At 59.9% G+C, this 25723-nt stretch carries 18 protein-coding genes and 1 other RNA gene; 8 read left to right on the top strand and 11 right to left on the bottom strand.

All coding sequences use genetic code 11. From position 1 onward, the window contains the following. Positions 1-145 precede the first annotated feature (145 nt). From hemN to ABTV22_RS09045, 3 genes are all read left to right on the top strand, one after another. Positions 146-1528: an oxygen-independent coproporphyrinogen III oxidase gene (gene hemN, locus ABTV22_RS09055; RefSeq protein ID WP_433741346.1), complete on the top strand. Its 1383-nt coding sequence runs from the start codon at positions 146-148 to the stop codon at positions 1526-1528. 91 nt (positions 1529-1619) lie between these two features. Beyond that, positions 1620-2354, top strand: coding sequence for a fumarate/nitrate reduction transcriptional regulator Fnr (fnr, locus tag ABTV22_RS09050; RefSeq protein ID WP_433739516.1), 735 nt, complete (start codon positions 1620-1622; stop codon positions 2352-2354). A gap of 78 nt (positions 2355-2432) precedes the next feature. After that, complete coding sequence (locus ABTV22_RS09045) at positions 2433-2981, top strand: adenine phosphoribosyltransferase (RefSeq protein WP_008057870.1); 549 nt, start codon at positions 2433-2435, stop codon at positions 2979-2981. A 91-nt stretch (positions 2982-3072) separates the two neighbouring features. Here the strand turns inward: ABTV22_RS09045 and ABTV22_RS09040 are convergent, their stop codons facing one another. The 5 genes from ABTV22_RS09040 to dnaX all read right to left on the bottom strand — a co-directional run bounded on the left by ABTV22_RS09040 (position 3073) and on the right by dnaX (position 8840). Further along, the gene (locus tag ABTV22_RS09040) at positions 3073-4221 is read right to left on the bottom strand and encodes an acyl-CoA dehydrogenase family protein (RefSeq protein ID WP_433739515.1); all 1149 of its coding nucleotides are present in this window, start codon (positions 4219-4221) and stop codon (positions 3073-3075) included. A 155-nt stretch (positions 4222-4376) separates the two neighbouring features. After that, a complete protein-coding gene (gene recR / locus ABTV22_RS09035) occupies positions 4377-4979 on the bottom strand; it encodes a recombination mediator RecR (protein ID WP_433739514.1) in 603 nt (200 codons plus the stop codon). 74 nt (positions 4980-5053) lie between these two features. Continuing rightward, a complete protein-coding gene (locus ABTV22_RS09030; protein ID WP_433739513.1) occupies positions 5054-6088 on the bottom strand; it encodes an NADP-dependent oxidoreductase in 1035 nt (344 codons plus the stop codon). A gap of 288 nt (positions 6089-6376) precedes the next feature. Then, positions 6377-6715: a YbaB/EbfC family nucleoid-associated protein gene (locus tag ABTV22_RS09025; RefSeq protein WP_433739512.1), complete on the bottom strand. Its 339-nt coding sequence runs from the start codon at positions 6713-6715 to the stop codon at positions 6377-6379. 67 nt (positions 6716-6782) lie between these two features. After that, positions 6783-8840, bottom strand: coding sequence for a DNA polymerase III subunit gamma/tau (gene dnaX / locus ABTV22_RS09020; RefSeq protein WP_433739511.1), 2058 nt, complete (start codon positions 8838-8840; stop codon positions 6783-6785). Between the two features lie 135 nt (positions 8841-8975). Here dnaX and ABTV22_RS09015 point away from each other — a divergent pair, with 135 nt between their 5' ends. Further along, complete coding sequence (locus ABTV22_RS09015) at positions 8976-9716, top strand: substrate-binding periplasmic protein (RefSeq protein WP_433739510.1); 741 nt, start codon at positions 8976-8978, stop codon at positions 9714-9716. 232 nt (positions 9717-9948) lie between these two features. Here ABTV22_RS09015 and ffs read toward each other — a convergent pair. From ffs to ABTV22_RS08985, 6 genes are all read right to left on the bottom strand, one after another. After that, an RNA gene (gene ffs, locus ABTV22_RS09010) (signal recognition particle sRNA small type) lies at positions 9949-10045 on the bottom strand. Between the two features lie 146 nt (positions 10046-10191). Then, positions 10192-11358, bottom strand: a complete 1167-nt coding sequence (locus ABTV22_RS09005; protein WP_433739509.1) for a zinc-binding metallopeptidase family protein — start codon at positions 11356-11358, stop codon at positions 10192-10194. Positions 11359-11524: 166 nt separating this feature from the next. Further along, entirely contained in the window at positions 11525-13882 is a 2358-nt protein-coding gene (gene ligA, locus ABTV22_RS09000; protein WP_433739508.1) for an NAD-dependent DNA ligase LigA, read from the bottom strand. 174 nt (positions 13883-14056) lie between these two features. After that, the gene (zipA, locus tag ABTV22_RS08995) at positions 14057-14908 is read right to left on the bottom strand and encodes a cell division protein ZipA (protein ID WP_433739507.1); all 852 of its coding nucleotides are present in this window, start codon (positions 14906-14908) and stop codon (positions 14057-14059) included. Positions 14909-15165: 257 nt separating this feature from the next. Continuing rightward, positions 15166-18654 carry a chromosome segregation protein SMC gene (gene smc / locus ABTV22_RS08990; protein WP_433739506.1) on the bottom strand — a complete coding sequence of 1163 codons (3489 nt, stop codon included), beginning with the start codon at positions 18652-18654 and terminating at the stop codon, positions 15166-15168. A gap of 2 nt (positions 18655-18656) precedes the next feature. Beyond that, positions 18657-19316, bottom strand: a complete 660-nt coding sequence (locus ABTV22_RS08985) for a GntR family transcriptional regulator (protein WP_433739505.1) — start codon at positions 19314-19316, stop codon at positions 18657-18659. A gap of 266 nt (positions 19317-19582) precedes the next feature. Here ABTV22_RS08985 and xdhA point away from each other — a divergent pair, with 266 nt between their 5' ends. The 4 genes from xdhA (at position 19583) to guaD (ending at position 25723) form a co-directional block, all read left to right on the top strand. After that, positions 19583-21037 carry a xanthine dehydrogenase small subunit gene (gene xdhA, locus ABTV22_RS08980; RefSeq protein WP_433739504.1) on the top strand — a complete coding sequence of 485 codons (1455 nt, stop codon included), beginning with the start codon at positions 19583-19585 and terminating at the stop codon, positions 21035-21037. Then, on the top strand, positions 21030-23429 hold the full coding sequence (xdhB, locus tag ABTV22_RS08975) for a xanthine dehydrogenase molybdopterin binding subunit (RefSeq protein ID WP_433739503.1): 2400 nt from the start codon (positions 21030-21032) through the stop codon (positions 23427-23429). Before xdhA ends, xdhB begins: the two co-directional genes overlap by 8 nt. 123 nt (positions 23430-23552) lie before the next feature. Then, positions 23553-24395, top strand: a complete 843-nt coding sequence (gene xdhC / locus ABTV22_RS08970; protein WP_433739502.1) for a xanthine dehydrogenase accessory protein XdhC — start codon at positions 23553-23555, stop codon at positions 24393-24395. 23 nt (positions 24396-24418) lie between these two features. Continuing rightward, a complete protein-coding gene (guaD, locus tag ABTV22_RS08965) occupies positions 24419-25723 on the top strand; it encodes a guanine deaminase (protein ID WP_433739501.1) in 1305 nt (434 codons plus the stop codon).

The raw sequence follows: 25723 nt of genomic DNA, 5'->3' as shown, positions 1-25723 counted from the left end.
TGATGGTCTGTAGGAGCGAGGCTTGCCCGCGAAGAAGCCCGCACAAACGACGCTGATCCCGAACTTGACACAAATCAAGATCCCAAAATGCCACGCCCCTAGACTATCCGGAAACTGCCAGCCTGTTTCGGGGGATGCCCGCATGATGCTCGACGACATTCGTTGGGATACCGACCTGATCCGCCGTTATGACCTGGCGGGACCACGCTACACCTCCTATCCGACCGCCGTGCAATTTCATGGGCAGGTCGGCACGTTCGAACTGTTTCACGCCCTGCGCGAAAGCCGCAAGGCCATGCGCCCTTTGTCGCTGTATGTGCATGTGCCCTTCTGCGCGAACATTTGCTACTACTGTGCCTGCAACAAAGTCATCACCAAGGATCGTGGCCGCGCACTCCCCTACTTGCAGCGCCTGGAACAGGAGATCCAGCTGATCGCCTGCCACCTCGACCCGGCGCAAAAGGTTGAGCAATTGCATTTCGGCGGCGGCACACCGACCTTCCTCAGCCATGACGAACTGCGCCAGCTGATGGCGCACCTGCGCAAGCACTTCAATTTGCTGGACGACGATTCCGGCGACTACGGCATCGAAATCGACCCTCGCGAAGCCGATTGGTCGACCATGGGTCTGTTACGTGAGCTGGGCTTCAACCGGGTCAGTATCGGCCTGCAAGACCTTGATCCTGCAGTACAGCGCGCGGTCAATCGCCTGCAAAGCCTGGAAGAGACCCGCGCAGTCATCGACGCCGCCCGCACCCTGCAATTTCGCTCGATCAACATCGACCTGATCTATGGCCTGCCAAGACAGACACCGGAGAACTTCGCCCGTACGGTCGACGAAGTCATCAACCTGCAACCGGATCGGCTCTCGGTCTTCAACTACGCCCACCTGCCGGAACGGTTCCTGCCGCAACGGAGGATCAACAGCGATGAATTGCCGACCCCGGCGCAGAAACTGGAAATGCTCCAGCGCACCATCGAACAACTGACCACCGCCGGTTACCGCTACATCGGCATGGATCACTTTGCATTGCCCGACGATGAACTGGCGATCGCCCAGGAAGAATCGACCCTGCAACGCAACTTCCAGGGCTACACCACCCACGGCCATTGCGATCTAATCGGGCTGGGGGTGTCTGCGATCAGCCAGATTGGCGATTTGTATTGCCAGAACAGCAGCGACTTGAACGAGTATCAAAACACCCTGGCCACCGCTCAATTGGCCACCCGCCGCGGACTGGTGTGCAACGCCGATGACCGTCTTCGCCGCGCCGTGATTCAACAGCTGATCTGCCATTTCAGCCTGGTATTCGCCGAAATCGAACAGGTGTTTAATATCGATTTTCAAGGCTATTTCGGCGAACTTTGGCCGCAATTGCTGAACATGGCCAAGGATGGTTTGATTGAGTTGGATCGAGAAAAAATAACCGTGTTGCCTGCTGGGCGCTTGCTGGTTCGCTCGGTGTGCATGGTGTTCGATGCGTACCTGGAGCAGCACAGCCGTCAGAGGTTTTCCAGAGTCATCTAAACGTGCGACAAAAGCGCCATGCGCTGGCCTCAAAGTCCTTTGGTGGGTTACCCTTACGTCTTATGTGTGTTTTCCCACAAGGATTGAAGAAATGTCCGAGCCAGTAAAGTTGCGCGCTCACAATCAGGCCCATTGCAAGGATTGCAGCCTGGCCCCGCTGTGCCTGCCCCTTTCTCTGAATCTGGAAGACATGGACGCGCTGGACGAAATCGTCAAACGCGGCCGTCCGCTGAAAAAGGGCGAGTTCCTGTTCCGCCAGGGGGACACCTTCGACTCTGTTTACGCGGTACGTTCCGGTGCGCTCAAGACCTTCAACCTGAGCGATTCCGGCGAAGAACAGCTCACCGGTTTCCACCTGCCGAGCGAACTGGTCGGCCTGTCGGGCATGGACACCGAAAAACATCCGGTGTCGGCGCAGGCACTGGAAACCACGTCGGTGTGTGAAATCCCTTTCGAACGCCTCGACGAACTGGCGCTGCAACTGCCACAGCTGCGTCGTCAACTGATGCGGGTGATGAGTCGCGAGATTCGTGACGATCAACAGATGATGTTGCTGCTGTCGAAAAAGACTGCCGACGAACGCATCGCCACCTTCCTGGTCAACCTGTCGGCCCGTTTCCGCGCCCGAGGCTTCTCGGCCAATCAGTTCCGCCTGAGCATGTCGCGTAATGAAATCGGCAACTACCTGGGTCTGGCGGTGGAAACCGTGTCGCGGGTGTTCACGCGCTTTCAGCAGAACGAGTTGATCGCCGCCGAAGGCAAGGAAATCCGTATTCTCGACCCGATCCAACTGTGCGCACTGGCCGGCGGTTCGCTCGAAGGTTGATCTCGATCCGCGGTTGAGCGAAGCGTTTCAGCCGCGGGTATACTGCGCCGTTTGTAGCCTCACCAGGACACCACCACGATGGTCTTCGACTCCTTCGACATCAAATCCCTCATCCGCCCCGTGATCGACTTTCCCAAGCCGGGCGTGATTTTTCGCGACATCACCCCGTTGTTCCAGTCGCCCACGGCCCTGCGCCTGGTGATGGACAGCTTCGCCCATCGCTATGTAGAAGCCGATTTCACACATATCGGTGCTATGGATGCCCGCGGCTTTCTGATTGGCTCGGTGCTGGCTTATCAGCTGAATAAACCGCTGGTGCTGTTCCGCAAGCAAGGCAAGCTGCCGGCCGATGTGTTGGCCGAGGGTTATGCGACCGAGTACGGCGAAGCCTTTCTCGAAGTGCACGCCGACAGCCTGTGCGAGGGCGACTCGGTGGTGATGTTCGATGATCTGATCGCCACGGGTGGCACCCTGATCGCGGCGGCGAATCTGATTCGCCGCATGGGCGCCCGGGTTCATGAGGCGGCGGCGATTATTGACCTGCCGGAGCTCGGTGGATCGCAGCGCTTGGAAGACATGGGCATTCCGACGTTTTGCCTGACGCAGTTTGCGTTGAGCGATAAATAACAAAGATCAAAAGATCGCAGCCTTCGGCAGCTCCTACAGGGGGTGTGGCGTACATCCTGTAGGAGCTGCCGAAGGCTGCGATCTTTTACCCTCAAAGCCCCATCTGCTTGCTGATGATCTCGTTCATCACTTCCCGCGTACCACCCCCGATCGACAGAATCCGGTTATCCCGGTACAGCCTCTCCACCAGACTCTCGCGCATGTAACCCAGACCTCCGAGAATCTGCACCGCATCGTGGGTAATGCGGTCAGCCGTGTCGGTGGCGAAATTCTTTGCCATGGAAATTTCCTTGATCACGCTGTGCCCAGCGGCCATTTTCGCGGCCTGCCGGTAGGTGAATTCCCTGGAGACTTCCAGTTCGGTCGCCATTTCGGCTAGACGATGCTTGATCACCTGGAACTTGCCGATGGGTTTGCCAAAGGCTTCACGCTCCCGCGCCCACTTCAGGCTTTCCTCCAGCGCGAGCTGCGCGGTCATGTTGGCCATCAGGGCCAACGCCAGGCGCTCACTCTGAAAGTTGCCCATGATGCAGGCGAAGCCCATGTTCTCGCTGCCGATCAGATTGCCGACAGGCACACGACAATCGTCGAAGAACAGCTCGGCGGTGTCCGACGCCCACCAGCCCATTTTCTTCAACGACCGACCCACGGTGAAGCCAGGCATGCCCTTCTCGATCAACAACAAACTGATGCCAGCGAATCCCGGCTCGCCGGTGCGCACCGCGACGGTGTAGAAATCCGCACGCACGCCACTGGTGATAAACGTTTTGCTGCCGCTGACCCGGTAAAAATCGCCGTCTCTCACAGCACGGGTTTGCAGGTTGGCGACGTCAGAACCACCGCCGGGCTCAGTGATGGCCAGGGCGCTGATCTTCTCGCCTGACAGCACCTGCGGCACGATACGGTCGCGAACCTCGGGCCTGGCCCATTTGAGAATCGGTGGCAGTCCGATGTCCAGCGACCCCAGCCCCGCCACCAGACCACCCGAACCGCAGCGCATCAGTTCTTCGCTGGCGGCAACCTTGGCGAACAGATCACCCTCGTGGCTTCCGCCAAAACGTTCGGGGTAACCGATGCCAAGTATCCCCGCCGCGCCGGCCTTGAGGTAGAGCTCACGGGGAAAGCTTTCTGCCTCTTCCCACTGGTCGATATCCGGAAGAATCTCACGCTCAACGAAACGTCTGACGCTGTCGCGGACCAATTGGTGGCCGGGGTCGAAGTATTCCTGGAAGGCAGGCATCGGCGAACTCCACTGAAGGGTTCAGCGAAGTTAACCGAGCGCTTGCTTGGTTTTCAAGTACCTGGACGAAGATCAAAAGATCGCAGCCTTCGGCAGCTCTACAGGGTTCAGTGTTGTTCTGTAGGAGCTGCCGAAGGCTGCGATCTTTTTCGGTGCTACAACGAAATCGGTTTACGCCCCGCAAACGAATGCGCCAACGTCCCGCCATCCACCAGCTCCAGTTCGCCCCCCAGCGGCACGCCATGGGCGATCCGCGATGCGATCAAACCTTTGCTGCTGAGCAACTGGGCGATGTAGTGCGCGGTGGCTTCCCCTTCCACGGTGGGGTTGGTGGCGAGAATCACTTCCGTGAACGTACCCGCCTCCTCGATGCGTGCCATCAATTGAGGAATTCCGATGGCTTCCGGCCCCAGGCCGTCGAGGGGTGACAGGTGCCCCTTGAGCACGAAGTAGCGACCGCGGAAACCGGTCTGCTCCACCGCGTAGACATCCATCGGCCCTTCCACGACGCAGAGCAGCGTATCGTCGCGCCGGGTGTCAGCGCATTGCGGGCAGAGGTCATCCTCGGTCAGCGTACGGCACAATCGGCAATGGCCAACCCCTTCCATGGCCTGGCTCAAGGCCAATGCCAGCCGCGAGCCGCCGCTGCGATCACGCTCGAGCAACTGCAACGCCATGCGCTGGGCGGTTTTCTGACCCACGCCTGGCAAAACGCGCAGGGCATCGATCAGTTGGCGAATCAAAGGGCTGAAGCTCATGGGGAAAAATCCGGTCAAACAACGAGACGCGGTTTATACCCGCGCCTCCCTCAAGCGTCAAATAACGGCTTCAATCAGGCCGGGGCAACCCGGACTACCAGCTTGCCGAAGTTGCGTCCTTCCAGCAGACCGATAAATGCATCAGGCGCATTCTCCAGGCCATCGACCACGTCTTCGCGGAACTTCACCTTGCCATCGCGCACCCATGGCGCCATGGCGCTTAAGAACTCCGGCTGACGGTCGCCATAGTCGTCGAACACGATGAAGCCCTGGATGCGCACACGCTTGGTCAGCAGCGTGCGCTGCAACAGCGGCAAGCGATCCGGCCCGCTCGGCGCTTCGCTAGCGTTGTAGGAAGCAATCAAACCACACAACGGAATCCGCGCCTTGGGATTGAGCAACGGCACCACCGCATCGAACACTTTGCCACCGACATTTTCATAATAGATGTCGATGCCCTTGGGGCATGCCTGAGCCAATTCATCGACGAAGTCCGGACTTCTGTGGTCGATGCAAGCATCGAAGCCCAACGCCTCAACCACATAGCGACACTTGTCCTTGCCACCGGCCACGCCGACCACACGCAAGCCCTTGATCTTGGCGACTTGTCCGACCACCGAGCCCACAGCACCGGACGCAGCCGCCACCACCAGGGTTTCTCCGGCCTTGGGCTGACCGATGTCCATCAACCCCATGTAGGCGGTCATGCCCGGCATGCCCAATACACCGAGGGCCATTGATGGGCTCGGCAGTGTTGACGGGAGCGGCATGATGCCGCGCCCGTCATTGATGCTGTGGCTTTGCCAGCCCGTGACACCCACCACCAGGTCGCCTTCCTGAAACTTGGGATTGAGCGAGCGCTCGACCCGACTGACGGCGCCGCCGGTCATCACCTCACCGATTTCCACCGGGGCGGCGTAGGACGGAGCATCACTCATGCGCCCACGCATGTAGGGGTCCAGCGACAGATAGAGGGTCTTGAGCAACACCTGACCGTCGACGAGATCGGGCAACGCAACCCGCTCCAGGCGAAAGTTCTCCGGTGTTGGTGCGCCCACCGGGCGCGAAGCCAGGACGATGCGTTGGTTGAGGATCATGGGGTCGGACATGGCGGCGTCTCCTTTGGTCGATGGGTTCGGGGATATAGAGAGCAGACCTTTGTGGCGGTAGTGGGTTCGATGATTCTAGTCTGGGACCTCGTTGGATTCTTCGCGGGCAAGCCTCGCCCCTACAAGTCTCGGTCGCTCGCGCATATCCCGTACGACGCTAAATTTGTAGGAGCGAGGCTTGCCCGCGAAGGCGGCCGTAAAGACGCTGCATATCCAACAGACAGAAACAAAAATGCCAGGCGCAATGCCTGGCATTTTTATGTAGCCCATCCGAAGCGCTTTGGCGAATCAGAACGGCAGTTTCATGCCCGGCGGCAGTTGCATGCCAGCGGTCACGCTGCCCATTTTTTCCTGGCTGTTGGCTTCGATCTTGCGGACGGCGTCGTTGACGGCGGCTGCGACGACCGCTTCCAGCATCTCCTTGTCGTCTTCGCTCAGGCCTTCGACCAGGCTCGGATCGATGCTCACGCTCTTGACGTCGTGACGACCGGTCATCACCACGGTGACCATATCGCCACCGGCGCGACCGGTGACTTCGGCATTGGCCAGCTCTTCCTGCATCTTGGCCATTTTTTCCTGCATCTGCTGCGCCTGCTTCATCAGGCCGGCCATGCCACCTTTCATCATGGGAATCACCTCAAAAGTACTTGGATTAAAACGGCACCCGGCGCATTCGGCCGAACGCCTTCAGTTATTAGCCCTGACTGGCCAGGGCTTCGACAGGTTCAATAGTATCGTTACGGATCACCGCACCGAACTGCTGCATCATTTGCTGGATGAACGGATCACCGTGGATCGACTCCTCGGCCTCGCGCTGACGGTCGGCACGACGGCGTGACGCAGCTTGGGCCGGGGTTTCCTGCTCAGGCTTGATCAACTCCATGGTCAAGGTCAGCGTACGCCCGTGATGCTGGTTCAACGCATCGTTGAGGCGACGCTGCTGCGTGGCGTTGAACAAGGCGCTATGGGCCGGGTCCAGGTGCAACAACCAATTGTCGCCATCGACAGCGATCAAGGTGCAGTTGGCGGCAATGCTGCCGGTCATGCCGGAAATCGGCAATTTGGGGAACAGCTCCAGCCATTGCAGGGCCAAGCCGGTGGCTGGCGCAGCCGCAGGCTCAGGCTCGGGTTCCGGCGCTGGCTCGGCGACATGTTCGCTGGCCAGATCATCGAGGTAGCTGTAGGCCGAATCCATGTCCGGCTCGATGTAATCTTCGTCCAGCGGCGGCTCGTCATCCAGGTCCATGCCCGGCGTGGCAGCCTCGACCTCGGCCACAGAAGGCTCGGGAATCGGCGCAGCGGCCCACTCTGGAGCATCCGGCACCACGCTATCAGGCGTCGGTGTCATGATCGGAGGTAATTCGGGCTGTTCGCTGGTGGTGTCCAGTAACGGCTCCACCGCGGGTTGCTGGGCGACAACCGGTTCGACCGGGTCATTCCACGGCAAGTCAACCACTTCTTCGACCACGGCCGCCTCGACCACAGGCTCAGGCACCACCACTGGCACAGCCGGTTCAGGCGCTGGAATAGGTGCAGGCTCGGCGGGTGCAACTGCCGCAGCGACTACCGGCGCAACAACTGGCGCGGCAGCCACGGATTTGGCGGAATCAACTGTGGCCTGGCTGATCCCCACTGGCTTTAGCGGTTGCCTTGGGGCGTCCGCGGTGTCGGCAGGCCGGAAGGCAAGCATGCGCAGCAACACCATTTCGAAACCGCCCCGAGGATCGGGCGCCAGCGGCAGGTCGCGGCGACCGATCAGGCCCATTTGATAGTAGAACTGCACGTCTTCGGCCGGCAGGGCCTGGGCCAGCGCCAGCACCCGGTCACGATCGCCATGACCATTGTCGACGCCATCAGGCAGCGCCTGAGCAATGGCGACACGGTGCAGCACGTTGAGGATTTCCGAAAGTACGCCATTCCAGTCCGGCCCCTGTTCGGCCAAATGACGAACCGCCTCGAGCAACGCCTTGGCATCGCCTTCAATCAGCGCATGCAGGACGTCATAGACCTGACCGTGGTCGAGGGTGCCGAGCATGGCTCGCACGTCGGCGGCCATGACTTTGCCTTCACCGAAGGCGATCGCCTGGTCGGTGAGGCTCATGGCATCACGCATCGAACCATCGGCCGCGCGCCCCAGCAACCACAGCGCATCGTCTTCGAACGGCACGTTTTCGACGCCCAACACGTGGGTCAAATGCTCGACCACACGCTCCGGAGTCATGTTCTTCAGGGAGAACTGCAGGCACCGCGAAAGAATCGTTGCAGGAAGTTTCTGCGGATCAGTGGTCGCCAGGATGAACTTGACGTAGGGTGGCGGCTCCTCGAGGGTTTTGAGCAGCGCATTGAAGGAATGGCTGGAGAGCATGTGCACTTCGTCGATCAGGTAGACCTTGAAGCGCCCGCGGCTCGGCGCGTACTGCACGTTGTCGAGCAGCTCGCGGGTATCCTCGACCTTGGTACGGCTGGCGGCGTCGATCTCGATCAGGTCGACGAAACGACCTTCATCGATTTCACGACACACCGAACACTCGCCGCAGGGCGTCGAAGTGATACCTGTTTCACAATTCAGGCATTTGGCGATGATCCGCGCGATGGTGGTCTTTCCCACCCCTCGCGTACCGGTGAACAAGTAGGCGTGGTGCAGCCGCTGGCTGTCCAAGGCATTGATCAGAGCCTTGAGCACATGGGTCTGGCCGACCATTTCGCGGAACGAGCGCGGACGCCATTTACGTGCAAGAACCTGATAACTCATCGAAAACCATCGCAACGAAAGAAGCAGAAGCGGCTAATGCTAGCGGAGCAAGGGCAAAAATGCATCCGGCGCGCTCGTCTAATCTGGCTAAGCTGCTTTTTGGGGGCTTTTTGTTTCAAAAATACCGGAGTGTCTATGCGGCTGGCCTTGGGGGCGTTGCTGTTGATCAGCCTGGAGAGTGCCGCCGCGCAAGCGCCGCTGCGCTTTGTGGTGCCCGACAGCTGGGCGATGCCGATGGTGCAGCTTGAACATGGCCGACCCACCCAGGGCATTCTGTATGACGTGATGCTCAGTCTCGCGACCCAGGTCGGCGCGCCGGCAGAATTTCATGTGCTGCCACGCAGTCGGGTGCAAAACGCCATGGAACAGGGCGAAGTCGATGTTCGTTGCTATGCCGCGCAGTCCTGGCTGCCTAATCAGTCCGGAGACTACCTTTGGAGCATCCCGCTCTTCACTCAACCGGATTTACTGATCAGCCGCCCTGACCCGCAAACCTCAGTCGTTCCGGCAAGCCTCTCGCGGCAGTCCATCGGTACCGTGCTCGGCTACAGCTACCCGACCCTGCAACCACTGTTCGACGCCAATCAGTTGCACCGGGACGATGCCCGAAACCAGGAACAGGTGCTGGAGAAGCTCCAGGCCGGACGCAATCGCTACGCCGTCAGCAATCAATGGACACTGGACTGGTTCAATCAGCGGCTGTTGCCGGACAAGCAACTGCAGGGCGTGGCCGTGCTACAGGAGCAAAGCGTCGGGTGCTTTGTGCGCAATGATCCAAAGGTGCCGGTACAACGAATTCTGCGTACGTTGTTGCGCATGAAAATGTCCGGGGAGATCGATGAGATCATTGGACTCTATATCGGTGGCAAGCCATAAAGTCCTCGTGGGAGATTCTATGTTGGAGGTAAATCCGGCAGCCTTAGATACGATTGGTATTCGCTCTGGTTCTTCATGAGGCCGACTTGTCATACATGACAGGTCGGCCTCCTTTTACTCATTCGGAATCGGAAACGAGAAAAAGCCGCTATGGACAAGGACCATGGCAGCGCAATAAAAGTGCTTTTCAGATAGAAGCGCGAAGAGGGTTCGCGTGGCGTTAAGGTGGCGACCCCACCAGCCACACCCCGGCACACAATGTCACCGCTGCGGCTGCTCCCTTCCAGGCCTGACCGGGTTCACGGCTGATCGTTGCGGGGGGACCGATGGGGTCACCATAACGACGCTCACCTGACGGCGAGCCGCGCCATTGTACCTATCTGAGTCGAAGTTACAACCGTTCATGAGGATTAAAAAATATCAGGCTGGTCAATGACATGCGTCATGAGGAAAAGATCTCAGCCTGAGGCAGTGCCTATAGGTCCTGTACAACCTCGTCTGCCCTGCCACCCTCGCGCTGGATGACTAAATGAATGAAGTGCAGCTTGGCGATCACCGCCGGTGGCAGCACGAAGGGATAGAAGTCCGGCTGCCCCATGCTGCGCGACAGCTCATTGAGCATGCCGGCCAGTTCGATCCAGGCGTTGACGAATGACAGGAACGCCTCGCCACCGGGGTGCTGCGGATCGTAGAGGGTATCCAGCGCAAAGGGTTGATAGTCCAAATCCATGTCCCGAGCACTCATCCCAAACCCCAGCGCCGTATCCACCGCGTCCATCATATGCAGGTAATGCGCCCAGGTTTCGGCCCAGTCTTCCCAGGGGTGCATGGTCGCGTAGGCGCTGACGCAGTGCTGCTGCCAATCCAAAGGAGCACCTTGCTGATAATGGCGATCCAGCGCCTCGGCATAACTGGCGCGCTCATCACCGAACAGCCCGCGAAACGGTTCCAGCCATTCTCTGCCATCGATCAAACGATCCCAATAATAGTGTCCGACCTCGTGACGCAAATGCCCAAGCAACGTGCGGTAGGGTTCGTGCATCTGCGCCCGCACCTGCTCACGATGGGCATCGTCGGCCTCCTTGATATCAAGGGTGATCAGACCGTTCGCATGACCCGTGATGGGCGGTTTGCCTTCGAGGTTCACACCGATGAAATCGAAGGCCAGCCCTCGTTCTTCATCGACAGCCTTGGGGATCACCGGCAGACCCAGGCTGACCAATTGCGCAACCAGACGCCGCTTGGCGATTTCCACCTTGCGCCAGCGTTCGTGGCTTTCGGGTATCGATAGATCGGGAATGGTGCGATTGAGGCGACAGGCGATGCACAAGGCACCCGGTTCATGCGCCGAAAGCAACCAATTGCAGGCGGCCGGGGAATCGAGATTGGCGCAGCGTCGAAACAGGCCGGCATCGGGATCTGCATCCAGCCACCAGGTGCCTGACTGCTCACCTGGCTGCAGAGAAGACAAGCGACTCTGCTCGGGCTGATAGCCCAGCACCGCCGAACAGGCCAGGCACTGGCTGTTGCGAAAAAACAGCGACTGTCCACAACGACACGGCCAGACTTTGCTGTTGCGCGAGCTTTCACCCAGGAACGGTGCGGCAATGCGCGAGCTGAGCTGTTCGAAGAACCGGTACATGGCGATCTCTCCTTGGGGCCTGCCAAGACTAGATCATCCTCGAGCCACGATCGTTCCCAAGCTCCACTTGTGGAAAGCAAAAGATCGCAGCCTTCGGCAGCTCCTACAGGGGAATGCGTATCCCTGTAGGAGCTGCCGAAGGCTGCGATCTTTTGATCAACCGGTATCAGACCGAAATGCCGTGATCCTTCAGGAACCCAACAAACGCTTCCTCGTCCAGCACCTTCAACCCCAGCTCATTGGCCTTGGTCAGCTTCGACCCCGCCCCCGGACCTGCCACCACGCAATGGGTCTTGGCCGATACCGAACCCGCCACTTTGGCACCCAGACTCTCGAGCTTGTCCTTGGCCACATCGCGGCTCATCAGCTCCAGCGAGCCGGTCAGCACCCAAGTCTGGCCGGCCAAAGGCAAGCCTTCGACGACTTTCTTTTCGCTGTGCCAGTGCATGCCGAAATCAGCCAATTGCTTTTCGGCGGCGAGCGCGAGCAATCGATTGTCCTCGACTGCAAAAAACTCGCGAACCGAATTGGCCTGCTTTTCCGGCAACGCCTGGCGCATGTCCAGCCAGTCGGCCTCGATCACTGCTTGCAGAGAACCGAACTTGTCAGCGAGTTTCTGTGCGCCGCCCGGCCCCACCAATGGAATGTGAAGCTTGTCGAGGAAGCCGCCCAAGGTCGTGCTGGCAGCGAATTCGGCGCCCAGCTCACCTTGATCCTGGATCTGCAAACCATGCTTGAGCAGGTCGGCGATCACTTGCTGGTTATGCGTATCCTCAAAGAAGCTGTGAATCTCGTGGGCCACTTCCAGACCGACATCCGGCAGGTATGTGAGCACTTGAGGCAGCGCCTGCTGCACCCGCTCCAGCGAGCCGAGAGAGCGCGCCAGCACCTTGGCCGTTTCCTCGCCGACATCGGGAATGCCGAGCGCATAAATGAAACGCGCCAGACCCGGTTTCTTGCTGTCTTCGATGGCGCCCAGCAGCTTATTGCTCGACAGTTCGGCAAAGCCTTCCAGATCGACAATGTCCTCGAACTTCAAGGCATACAGATCCGCAGGCGAACTCACCAGCCCCTCATCGACCAACTGCTCGACGCTCTTGTCGCCCAGGCCTTCAATATCCATCGCGCGTCGGGACACGAAGTGAATGATGGCCTGTTTGAGTTGCGCACCGCAGGCCAATCGACCGACGCAGCGATACACCGCGCCTTCACTGACGGTCTCACGCCCCTTGCTGCGCTTGACCAATTGCGTGCGCTCGACCTGAGAACCGCAGACCGGACACTGTTGCGGAATGTCCACCGGCCGGGCATTGTCCGGACGTCGCTCGGCGACCACTTGCACCACTTGCGGAATCACGTCGCCGGCACGGCGAATGATCACTGTATCGCCGATCATCAGGCCCAGGCGTGCCACTTCGTCCATGTTGTGCAGCGTGGCATTGGCCACGGTGACACCGGCAACCTTGACCGGCTTCAGGCGAGCCACAGGGGTAACGGCGCCCGTACGGCCAACCTGGAATTCCACATCGAGCAACTCGGTGAGCTCTTCCATGGCCGGGAATTTGTGAGCGATGGCCCAGCGCGGTTCACGGGCGCGAAAACCCAATTCCCGTTGCGAGGCGATGCTGTTGACCTTGAACACTACGCCGTCGATTTCATAGGGCAGCGCGTTACGGCGTTCACCGATGTCACGGTAGTAATCCAGGCATTCATCGATGCCGTTCGCCAATTTCAGCTCATGGCTGATCGGCATGCCCCAGGCCTTGAGCTGCTGCAGATTGCCGATGTGTGTATCGGCGATATCCTCGGAAACCTGACCGATGCCGTAGCAGCAGAACTCCAGCGGCCGGTTGGCGGTGATCTTCGAGTCCAGTTGCCGCAAACTGCCCGCCGCCGCATTGCGCGGGTTGGCGAACGTTTTGCCACCGACTTCCAATTGCGTGGCATTGAGGCGCTCGAAACCGGCCTTGGACATGAACACCTCGCCGCGCACCTCCAGCGTCGCCGGCCAACCGGTGCCATGCAGTTTGAGCGGAATGTTACGCACGGTACGCACGTTGACGCTGATGTCTTCGCCGGTGGTGCCATCGCCACGGGTAGCACCGCGCACGAGCACGCCATCCTGATACAGCAGGCTGACGGCCAGCCCATCGAGCTTGGGTTCGCAGCTGTACTCCACCGCCGCACCACCGCCAAACAGATCACCGGCCGGCAAATCCAGCCCCTCGGTCACCCGGCGATCGAATTCGCGCATGTCGGTTTCTTCGAAGGCGTTGCCGAGGCTGAGCATCGGTACTTCGTGGCGAACCTGGGTGAATGCCGACAACGCCGCGCTGCCCACTCGCTGGGTCGGCGAGTCGCTGGTGATCAGCTCTGGGTGCTCGGCTTCGAGGGCCTTGAGCTCATTGAACAGCCGATCGTATTCGACGTCCGGGATACTCGGCTCGTCCAGCACGTGGTAGCGATAGTTGTGCAGATCCAGCTCGGCACGCAGCTCTAGGATGCGGTTTTTGGCGGCAGTCATGGGTGTTCTCTCATAAAGCAAAAGAGCAGCCGAGGCTGCTCAATGTTGATGCGGTGTAAATTCATGTAGGAGCCAGGCTTGCCGGCGAAGGCGTATTTAAAATCGACTTCGCCGGCAAGCCTGGCTCCTACAGGGTGTGGACGTCGCGGCACAATCCTCCACACCGTTTCGATATCAACGCTTCTGGGTCAGGGCGCGACGCTCGAATTCAACGATGCGCTGACGGTAATGCTCGATCGTCTGGGCGGTCAGTACGCTGCGCTGGTCGTCTTTCAGTTCGCCGTTCAGCTCCTGGGACAGTTTGCGCGCTGCGGCCACCATGACGTCGAAGGCTTGCTTGGGATGACGCGGACCTGGCAGGCCCAGGAAGAAGCTCACCGCCGGCGTGCTGAAATGGTCGATGTCATCCAGATCAAACACACCTGGCTTGACGGCGTTGGCCATGGAGAACAGCACTTCACCGTTACCCGCCATGCTTTCGTGACGATGGAAGATGTCCATTTCACCGAAGCGCAGACCGCTTTCCAGAATGTTCTGCAACAACGCCGGGCCTTTGAAGCCGGCTGCGTCGCGGCAGATCACGCTGATGACCAGGACTTCTTCAGCCTGTGGCTGATCCTTGTCGCTGACCGATGGCGAAGCCTTGGTCTCTTCAACGAAATCGTCGTCGCGACTGCTGAAGCTCGGGCCGCCATCCAGATCGAGGCTGAGGTTCATATCACCCTGGGTCGGTTCGCCACCACGCTTGCCGCGCTTGGAACCTGATTCACGGGGTTCACGGGCCGGCATGCTCACCGACGGTAGATCATGCTCGTCCAGTTGCGGTTCTTTATGAGTGTCCAGCACGCGAGACGGACCCAACAGCTCGGCGCTGGTGTCCTCGTCCGGCAGGTTGGACAGATTTCGGTCAAGACGGAATTTCAGTTTTCCCTTGCCGCCGCGCATGCGGCGCCAGCCATCGAAAAGAATACCGGCAATGACAATGATGCCGATGACGATCAGCCACTCGCGCAGACCGATTTCCATGTAATCCCGTGCCTCTATAAAAAATGCTGGAAAATAAGGGGTTTACAACCTGTAAACCGCTTTAAAACGTGGCGCCAACTCTATGTTCTGACAGGCGTTTTGCCCACGTATACGAAAAATTGACATTAAACTAGCACGACCAAAGACAACTTTACACCGTCTGTCACAATGGCTTCAGCGAATATGTCGATTGGCCAGCAAGTCAGGACAAGTAAAAGCGCCCTATAAGCCTGTGGTACCTATCCTACAGATACCGATCAGGCATCCACCATTGCCATCGCCTCCTCGACATCCACCGCCACCAGACGCGAACAGCCGGGTTCATGCATCGTCACCCCCATCAATTGATCGGCCATTTCCATGGCGATCTTGTTGTGAGTGATATAGATGAACTGCACCGTCTGCGACATCTCTTTGACCAACCGTGCATAGCGTCCCACGTTAGCGTCATCCAATGGCGCATCAACCTCATCGAGCATGCAGAACGGCGCCGGGTTCAACTTGAAGATCGCAAAAACCAGGGCCAATGCGGTCAGGGCTTTTTCGCCACCGGAGAGCAAATGGATGGTGCTGTTCTTCTTTCCTGGCGGCCGCGCCATGATCGTTACCCCTGTATCGAGTAGATCTTCGCCCGTCAGTTCCAAATACGCGCTGCCTCCACCGAAAACTTTTGGAAAAAGCGCCTGTAAACCGCCATTGATCTGATCAAAGGTATCTTTGAAGCGGTTACGGGTTTCCTTGTCGATCTTGCGAATCACGTTTTCCAGCGTTTCGAGTGCTTCCACCAGATCGGCGTCCTGGGCATCCAGATAACGTTTACGCTCGGATTGTTGCTGGTATTCGTCGATGGCCGCGAGGTTGATCGCACCGAGGCGCGCAATCCGCGCAGCAATGCGTTCGAGTTCTTCCTCGGCGGCTTTTTCGCTGGCCTCGGCAGTCAGCGTGGCGAGCACGCCCTGGAGGTCGTAGCCGTCTTCGAGCAACTGGTCCTGCAACGCCTTGCGCCGCACCGTCAGTGCTTGCCATTCCATGCGCTGTTGTTCGAGCTGACCGCGGATCAACTGCGATTGCTGCTCGGCCTGGCTGCGACGTTTTTCGGCGTCGCGCAGTTCGCGGTCGGCGTCCTCCATAGCGATCTGTGCGGTCTTGAGTTCTTCGTCGACCGTCATGCGCTTGTCGAGCAACTCTTCGAGTTTCAGGCGCAGCTCCTCCAGCGGCGCCTCACCCTCCTCCAGATTCAGACTCAACTGTTCGCGCTTTTCGGTCAGACGCTCGGACTGCATTTCCAGCCGCTCCAGCGCCTGACGTGTCGAATCATGCTGTGCCTTGAGTGACCCCAGGCGCACCGCCAGTTGATGGGCGTGATCCTTGTGCTGCCGCGCTTCCTGACGCACCCGATCCAGACGTTCACGCAAGCTGTCGCGCTGGGCCAGCAGCAATTCACGCTGCTCGGTGTCCAGCGCCATGCTGTCGAGGGCTTCCTGCAATTGCAGGCGCGCTTCGCCGATGTTTTCGTGCTCCAGCGCGCGCTGCTCGTCCAGCTCGCAAAGTTCTTCGTCCAGGCGCGTGCGGCGCAGGGTCAACTGTTCGGCCTTGGCTTTACCGGCCGACAACTGGGCTTTCAATTCACCTTGCTGACGGGCTTCGTCTTGCAGCAGCCGGCGCAAATGCTCGCGGCCGTTTTCCTGCTGACGCTGTTGCGCCCTGAGGTTCTGAAGCTGGGTTTCCAGGGTTTCGACGGCGGCTTCACGCTCTTCGCGCTCAAGGCTCAGTTGCTGGATTTCCTGCCCCCGGGCCAGCACGCCGCTTTGCGCTTCACTGGCACGGCGCACACGCAGGAAATGCCGGCCGACCCAGAAACCGTCACGGCTGATCAGGCTCTGCCCAGCACCCAACTGGCCGCGCAAGGCCAGCGCCTGCTCAAGACTCTCGACCGGCTTGACCTGACCCAGCCACGGCGACAGATCGATCTGTGCCTCGACCTTGTCCAACAAACTGCCGGCCACGCGCACGCCATCGCTGGCGGGACTGAGCAAACGCAAATCGCCTTGGGCAAATCCGGATAAGTCGAAATCGTTGAAGTCGTCCACCAGCACCGCTTGCAAATCGGCACCCAACACAGTTTCCACCGCCAGCTCCCAACCGGCTTCAACCTTCAGGCCTTCAGCCAGGCGCGGACGATCGGCCAGGTGTTGTTCGCGCAGCCACTCGGCAGTGCCCGTGCCAGGGTCGAGTGCGGCTTGTTGCAGGGCCTCCAAAGAGGCCAAGCGACCATTGAGCCGCTGCAAATCACCCTGGGCCTGTTGTTGCGCCGACAGGGTTTGCTGCAATTGCTGACGCAGTTGCTCAAGCTTTTCGACCTGAGCTTCTTCACTGGTTTGCAAATCTTCCAGGGTCGCTTCGGATTCAGCGAGCTGCTCGCTGAGTTCCATGATCGCCGCGTCTTCAGGGTCCGCCGACAGCAAGGCACGCTCTTCGCCAAGACGCTTATGGCGCTCGGCCAGACGCTCCAGGCTGGTTTCCAATTGCTGGATACGCGACTGCTGAACTTCGGCCTGACGCCTTGGTTCGGCGGCGGTCAGGTTGAACGCATCCCACTGTTCCTGCCAGCCATGCATGGTGGTTTCGGATTCTTCCAGCGCGGCGGCGGCCTCTTCGGCGGCGGCGCTGGTGACTTCCTGCTCGGGGGTGAGCATGTCCAGCTCTTCGCCGAGGGTCAGCAGCAAGGTGCGGTCATGACCCAGGTGCGACTCGGTTTCCAGGCGCGCGCGCTCGGCTTCTTTCAAATCGTCCTGCAGCTGCCGCAGGCGTTGCTGGCCGTGCTGGATACTCTGCTCAACCCGGGCGATGTCGCCACCGACCGAATAGAAGCGCCCCTGCACCAGATTGAAGCGCTCGGACAGATCATGGTGCCCGTCGCGCAAGCGTTCGATACTGGCGTCGGCGTTGCGTTGCTCGGCCACCAGGGCTTCGAAACTGATTTCCTGGGTGCCGATGATTCCTTCACGCTGGCTGACCTGATCGTTCAGATCCTGCCAGCGCAGGGCCGACAGTTGCGCCTTGAGCTGACGTTCCTCGCCCTTGTATTCCTGGTATTTCTTGGCGGCCTCGGCCTGGCGGTGCAAGCGTTCGAGCTGGCGTTCGAGCTCTTCGCGCAGGTCGGTCAGGCGAGCGAGGTTTTCGTGGGTGCGACGGATGCGGTTTTCGGTCTCGCGCCGGCGCTCCTTGTACTTGGAGATCCCCGCAGCTTCCTCGATGAAGTTGCGCAAGTCTTCCGGTTTGGCTTCGATCAGCTTGGAGATCATCCCCTGCTCGATGATCGAGTAGCTGCGCGGACCGAGGCCGGTGCCGAGGAAAATATCGGTGATGTCACGACGTCGGCATTTGGCGCCGTTGAGGAAGTAGCTGTTCTGGCTGTCGCGGGTGACTTTGCGGCGAATGGAGATTTCCGCGTAGGCGGCGTATTCGCCGATCAGGGTGCCATCGGAGTTATCGAACACCAGTTCGATGCTCGCCTGGCTCACCGGCTTGCGGCTGGTGGAGCCGTTGAAGATGACGTCGGTCATCGACTCGCCACGCAAGTTCTTGGCCGAGCTTTCGCCCATCACCCAACGCACGGCGTCGATGATGTTCGACTTGCCGCAACCATTGGGCCCGACCACCGCCGCCATGTTACTGGGGAAGTTCACCGTGGTCGGATCGACGAAGGACTTGAACCCCGCCAGCTTGATGCACTTGAGCCGCACCCTTAAGCGTCCGTCAGGGCAGAGATCACCAGATCGCAACTGCGCTGGCCGTAGGCCGTGAGCACTTCGCGGATCTGTACAAAATCACGGGCGATGACGGCGGCAAGCAGGCGCGCGAACAGCGCCAGGTACTCGCTCATCGAGGCCTTGCGCTGATCCAGGGCGAGGAAGTATGCGCGGCTCATGGCCGGCTGCAGATTCTCGACGGTTTCCTGCAGATAAGGGTTATCGGCGAACGGATACGTGGCGCGCATCACATTGAAACTGTCGTCGACGAAGGCATGGATGTCCTGGCGTTCATAGCTCGCGGTCAAGCGCTGCTGGATCTGCACGAACGGCGCCAGGTCAGCCTGGACCTTCCAGCCAGTGGCGACGGCGTTGGCCAGCAGGATGTACATCTCGCCCATCAGCGTGCACAGGCTCTTCACCTTGTGCGCGGTGAGCTCGGTCACGTGGGCGCCACGGCGCGGCAGGATCGCAATCAAATGACGACGTTCGAGAATCAGCAAGGCCTCGCGAACAGAACCACGACTGACGTCGAGCGCCTGCGTGACCTTCTGTTCCTGGATGCGCTCCCCGGGCTTCATTTCACCGCGAATGATGCGTTCGGCGAGGTGGTGAGCGATTTGCTCGGCGAGGCTGTCCGGCGCCTTGAACGTCATGGTTGTCCTTCAAACTCTTCGATTTGCACAAGCGGCGCAGTGTAGCGCAATTGATACGTCATGGCGCAGGGCCCAACCGGCGGAATTTGGCACGATTCAAGCAAAAAGCAGCCTATCCCGCGAGGGTCAATACTGTAGGAATGAGGGGTTGATCGACGAAATGCATTTTTCCTGACCCTTAAGTCAAAAAATCATTGACCGAAAAGTCAGACCTGCTAAATTCGGTCACATCGGTTAACAACAATAATGAGTCTGCGAGGCCATCCGTGATCCAGTTTTTACTCAACCAGGAACTCCGAAGCGAGCACGCCCTGGACCCGAACCTGACTGTGCTCAATTATCTGCGCGACCATGTGGGCAAACCCGGCACCAAGGAAGGCTGCGCCAGCGGTGACTGTGGCGCGTGCACCGTGGTGGTTGGCGAGTTGCAGACGGATGACACCGGCCGCGAACACATTCGCTATCGCAGCCTCAACTCGTGCCTGACCTTTGTGTCGTCCCTGCACGGCAAACAACTGATCAGCGTTGAAGACCTCAAGCACAAAGGCAAACTGCACAGCGTGCAGAAAGCCATGGTCGAGTGCCACGGCTCGCAGTGCGGCTTCTGCACTCCCGGTTTCGTGATGTCGCTGTTTGCCCTGCAAAAGAACAGCGACGCACCGGATCATCACAAGGCCCACGAAGCCCTGGCCGGCAACCTCTGCCGTTGCACAGGCTATCGGCCGATCCTGGAAGCGGCCGAGCAGTCCTGCTGCGGTAAAAAGCCGGATCAGTTCGACGCCCGTGAAGCCGAAACCATTGCCCGCCTCAAAGCCATCGCACCGACCGACATCGGCGAACTCAACAGTGGCGACAAGCGTTGCCTGGTGCCGCTGACCGTCGCCGATCTGGCCGATCTCTACGACGCTTATCCTCAGGCCCGGCTGCTGGCCGGCGGCACGGACTTGGCGCTGGAAGTGACGCAGTTCCACCGCACCCTGCCGGTGATGATCTACGTCGGCAACGTCGCCGAGATGAAAAAGATCGAACGCTTCGACGACCGCCTGGAAATCGGCGCCGCCACCGCCCTCTCCGACTGCTATGACGCCCTGAAGGCCGAATACCCGGACTTCGGCGAATTGCTGCAACGCTTCGCGTCTTTGCAGATCCGCAATCAGGGCACCCTGGGCGGCAACATCGGCAACGCTTCGCCCATCGGCGATTCGCCACCCCTGCTGATTGCCCTCGGTGCGCAGATCGTCCTGTGCAAGGGCGAAACCCGCCGCACCATGGTCCTTGAGGATTACTTCATCGATTACCGCGTCACCGCGCGTCAAGAAAGCGAGTTCATCGAGAAGATCATTGTGCCGCGCGCCAGTGCCGAACAACTGTTCCGCGCCTACAAAGTCTCCAAGCGCCTGGACGATGACATCTCGGCCGTTTGTGCCGCGTTCAACATCCGCCTGGAAAACGGTGTGATCGCCGACGCTCGCGTAGCGTTCGGCGGCATGGCGGCCATCCCGAAACGCGCCAATAGTTGCGAAACGACGCTGATTGGCGCGCCTTTCAACAGCGCCACCCTCGAACGCGCCTGCGCTGCGCTGGCTGAAGATTTCACCCCGCTCTCGGACTTCCGCGCCAGCAAGGAATATCGCCTGCTCAGCGCGCAGAACCTGCTGCGCAAATACTTCATCGAACTGCAAACACCGCACATCGAGACCCGGGTGACCGCTTATGTCTAACCATCACGCCGTAGAGAAGACCCAGGCCGAACTGGCTGAACTGTTCGCCAAGGACCTGACCACCGGTGTCGGTCGCAGCGTCAAGCACGACAGCGCCGCCAAGCACGTGTCCGGTGAAGCGCAGTACATCGACGACCGCCTGGAATTCCCCAATCAACTGCATGTCTACGCACGGCTGTCGGACCGCGCCCACGCGAAAGTCATCAGCATCGATACCAGCCCCTGCTACGCCTTCGAAGGCGTACGCATCGCCATCACCCACGAAGACGTGCCGGGCCTGAAAGACATCGGCCCGCTGATGCCCGGCGACCCATTGCTGGCCATCGACACGGTGCAGTTCGTCGGCCAGGTGGTGATGGCCGTGGCCGCCCGTGACCTGGAGACCGCACGCAAGGCCGCCATGGCCGCGATTATCGAATACGAAGACCTGGAACCCGTGCTGGACGTGGTCGAGGCCTATCGCAAAAAACATTACGTGCTGGACAGCCACACCCATGAACGCGGTGATTCGGCAGGCGCGTTGGCAACCGCGAAGAATCGTATCCAAGGCACCTTGGACATCGGCGGCCAGGAACACTTCTACCTCGAAACCCAGATCTCTTCGGTCATGCCCACCGAAGACGGCGGCATGATCGTCTACTGCTCCACGCAGAACCCCACCGAAGTGCAGAAACTGGTGGCCGAAGTATTGGACGTGTCGATGAACAAAATCGTCGTCGACATGCGTCGCATGGGTGGTGGTTTCGGCGGCAAGGAAACCCAGGCGGCCAGCCCGGCCTGCCTGTGCGCGGTGATCGCGCACCTGACCGGCCAGCCGACCAAGATGCGTCTGCCACGGGTCGAAGACATGCTGATGACCGGCAAGCGCCATCCGTTCTATGTCGAGTACGACGTGGGCTTTGACGACAGCGGGCGCCTGCACGGCATCCAGCTGGAATTGGCGGGCAACTGCGGCTGTTCGCCGGACTTGTCGAACTCGATCGTCGACCGCGCCATGTTCCACTCCGACAACTCGTACTACCTGGGCGATGCGACCATCAACGGTCACCGCTGCAAGACCAACACCGCGTCGAACACCGCCTACCGTGGTTTCGGCGGCCCGCAAGGCATGGTCGCCATTGAAGAAGTGATGGACGCCATCGCCCGCCATCTGGGCCTCGACCCGCTGGCCGTGCGCAAGGCCAACTACTACGGCAAGACCGAGCGCAACGTCACCCACTACTACCAGACCGTCGAGCACAACATGCTCGAGGAAATGACCGCGGAACTTGAAGAAAGCAGCCAATACGCCGAACGTCGCGAAGCGATCCGTCGCTACAACGCCAACAGCCCGATCCTGAAAAAAGGCCTCGCGCTGACCCCGGTGAAATTCGGTATTTCCTTCACCGCCAGTTTCCTCAATCAGGCCGGCGCCCTGGTGCACGTCTACACCGACGGCAGCATCCACCTGAACCATGGCGGAACCGAAATGGGCCAGGGCCTGAACACCAAGGTTGCGCAAGTCGTGGCCGAAGTATTCCAGGTGGAAATGGACCGCGTGCAAATCACCGCAACCAATACCGACAAAGTGCCAAACACCTCGCCGACCGCTGCCTCCAGTGGCGCCGACTTGAACGGCAAGGCGGCGCAGAATGCCGCTGAAACCATCAAGAAGCGCCTGATCGAATTCGCCGCACGGCAATACAAAGTCAGCGAAGAGGATGTGGAGTTCCACAACGGTCACGTGCGGGTTCGCGATCACATCCTGACCTTCGAAGCGCTGATCCAACAGGCGTATTTCAATCAGGTGTCACTGTCGAGCACCGGCTTCTACAAGACCCCGAAAATCTACTACGACCGCAGCCAGGCCCGTGGTCGTCCGTTCTACTACTTCGCCTTTGGCGCGGCCTGCTGCGAAGTGCTGGTCGACACCCTGACCGGCGAATACAAGATGCTGCGCACCGACATCCTCCACGACGTCGGCGCCTCGCTGAACCCGGCCATCGACATCGGCCAGGTCGAGGGCGGTTTCATCCAGGGCATGGGCTGGCTGACCATGGAAGAGCTGGTGTGGAACAACAAGGGCAAGCTGATGACCAATGGCCCGGCCAGCTACAAGATCCCGGCCGTGGCGGACATGCCACTGGATTTGCGGGTCAAGCTGGTGGAAAACCGCAAAAACCCCGAGGACACGGTGTTCCACTCCAAGGCCGTGGGCGAGCCGCCGTTCATGCTCGGCATCGCCGCCTGGTGTGCGATCAAGGACGCCGTGGCGAGTTTGGGCGACTACAAGCATCAACCGAAGATCGATGCGCCGGCGACGCCGGAGCGGGTGTTGTGGGGTTGTGAGCAGATGCGCCAGCTGAAGGCGGTGAAAGCCGTTGAGGCCGAAACCGAGTTGGCTCCGCTCTAGACTCAGGCGCCTGGATCGCCAGCAAGCCGGCTCCTACAGATGGGTGGTGAATCACGCAAAACCTGTAGGAGCCGGCTTGCTGGCGAAGACGGCTGAACAAACGACAACGATGTCGAGGTGAACATGTACAACTGGATCGACGCCCTCGCCGACCTGCAAAACCAGGGTGAACCCTGCGTCTTGGTGACCATCATCGAAGAGCTTGGCTCGACGCCGCGCAATGCCGGTTCGAAGATGGTCATCAGCGCCCACCAGGCGTTCGACACCATCGGTGGCGGGCATCTGGAATATAAAGCCATGCAGATCGCCCGCGAGATGCTCGCCAGCGGCAAGCAGGACACGCATCTGGAGCGCTTCAGCCTCGGCGCGAGTCTCGGCCAGTGCTGCGGTGGTGCGACCGTATTGCTGTTCGAACCGATGGGCCAGGTTCAGGCGCAGATCGCCGTGTTCGGCGCCGGGCACGTCGGTCGGGCACTGGTGCCGTTGCTCGCCAGCCTGCCCTGCCGGGTGCGTTGGATCGACTCGCGCGAAGACGAGTTCCCCGAGCAAATCCCCCATGGCGTACGCAAGATCGTCAGCGAAGAACCGGTGGACGAAATCGACGACCTGCCCGCCGGCAGCTACTGCATCGTCATGACCCACAACCACCAGCTCGACCTCGAACTCACCGCCGCGATCCTCAAGCGCAACGACTTCGCCTACTTCGGTCTGATCGGCTCCAAGACCAAACGGGTGAAGTTCGAACATCGCCTGCGCGATCGCGGTTTCGACGCGAGCGTGGTGCAACGCATGCGCTGCCCGATGGGCATCGGCGAGGTCAAAGGCAAGTTGCCCGTGGAAATCGCCATCTCCATCGCCGGCGAAATCATCGCCACCTATAACGCGAATTTCGGCCAGCACACTGCCAGCGCCGGATCGATTGCCAAACTGCTGCCCGCTTCACGCCGCAGCCAAGCGTCCAATTGATAAGACAGAGAACCGGGAATCCCATGCCTTTGACTCGCAAAGCCTACCGTGCCGCCATTCTGCACAGCATCGCCGACCCCGCCGAAGTGGGCATCGAAGCGTCCTACGAATATTTCGAAGATGGCTTGCTGGTGGTTGATAACGGCAAAATCAGCGCCGTTGGCCACGCCAGCGAACTGCTGCCGACCCTGCCGGCCGACATCGAAATCACCCATCATCAGGATGCGCTGATCACCCCCGGTTTCATCGACACCCATATCCATCTGCCGCAGACCGGCATGGTCGGCGCCTATGGCGAGCAACTGCTGGACTGGCTCAACACTTACACCTTCCCTTGCGAAAGCCAGTTCGCTGATAAAGCCCATGCCGACGAAGTCGCGGACATTTTCATCAAGGAACTGCTGCGCAACGGCACCACCACCGCCCTGGTATTCGGCAGCGTGCACCCGCAGTCGGTGAATTCTTTCTTTGAGGCCGCCCAACAGCTGGACCTGCGGATGATCGCCGGCAAGGTGATGATGGACCGCAACGCTCCGGACTACCTGACCGATACCGCCGAATCCAGCTACCTCGACAGCAAGGCGCTGATCGAGCGCTGGCACGGCAAAGGTCGCTTGCACTACGCGGTCACCCCGCGCTTCGCCCCCACCAGCACCCCGGAACAGCTCACCCTGGCCGGCCAGTTGCTGACGGAATACCCGGATCTGTACATGCAGACCCACATCAGCGAAAACCTCAAGGAAATCGAGTGGGTCAAGGCGCTGTTCCCGGAACGCAAGGGCTACCTGGACGTCTACGATCACTACCAATTGCTGGGTGAGCGCTCGGTGTTCGCCCACGGCGTACACCTGTGCGACGCCGAGTGCGCGCGCCTGGCCGAAACCGGCTCGGCGATCTCCTTCTGCCCGACTTCAAACTTCTTCCTTGGCAGTGGCCTGTTCAACCTGCCGATGGCCGAGAAGCACAAACTGAATGTCGGCCTGGGCACCGACGTCGGCGGTGGCACCAGCTTCTCGCTGCTGCAAACCCTCAACGAAGCCTACAAGGTCATGCAACTGCAAGGCGCGCGGCTGAGCCCATTCAAGTCGCTGTACCTGGCCACCCTCGGCGGCGCCCGTGCGCTGCGCCTGGAAGACAAGATCGGCAACCTGCAACCGGGTACCGACGCCGACTTCGTAGTGCTGGACTACAACGCCACGCCGCTGCTCGGTTATCGCTTGAAGCAGGCCAATAACATTGCCGAGACGTTGTTTGTGTTGATGACGCTGGGGGATGACCGGACGGTGCTGCAGACTTATGCCGCGGGGAATCTGGTGCATCAGCGGTAA

The organism is Pseudomonas putida, assembly GCF_050990305.1.
Classification (GTDB): Bacteria; Pseudomonadota; Gammaproteobacteria; order Pseudomonadales; family Pseudomonadaceae; genus Aquipseudomonas; species Aquipseudomonas putida_AH.
This window is presented reverse-complemented; position numbering and strand designations above follow the sequence as displayed.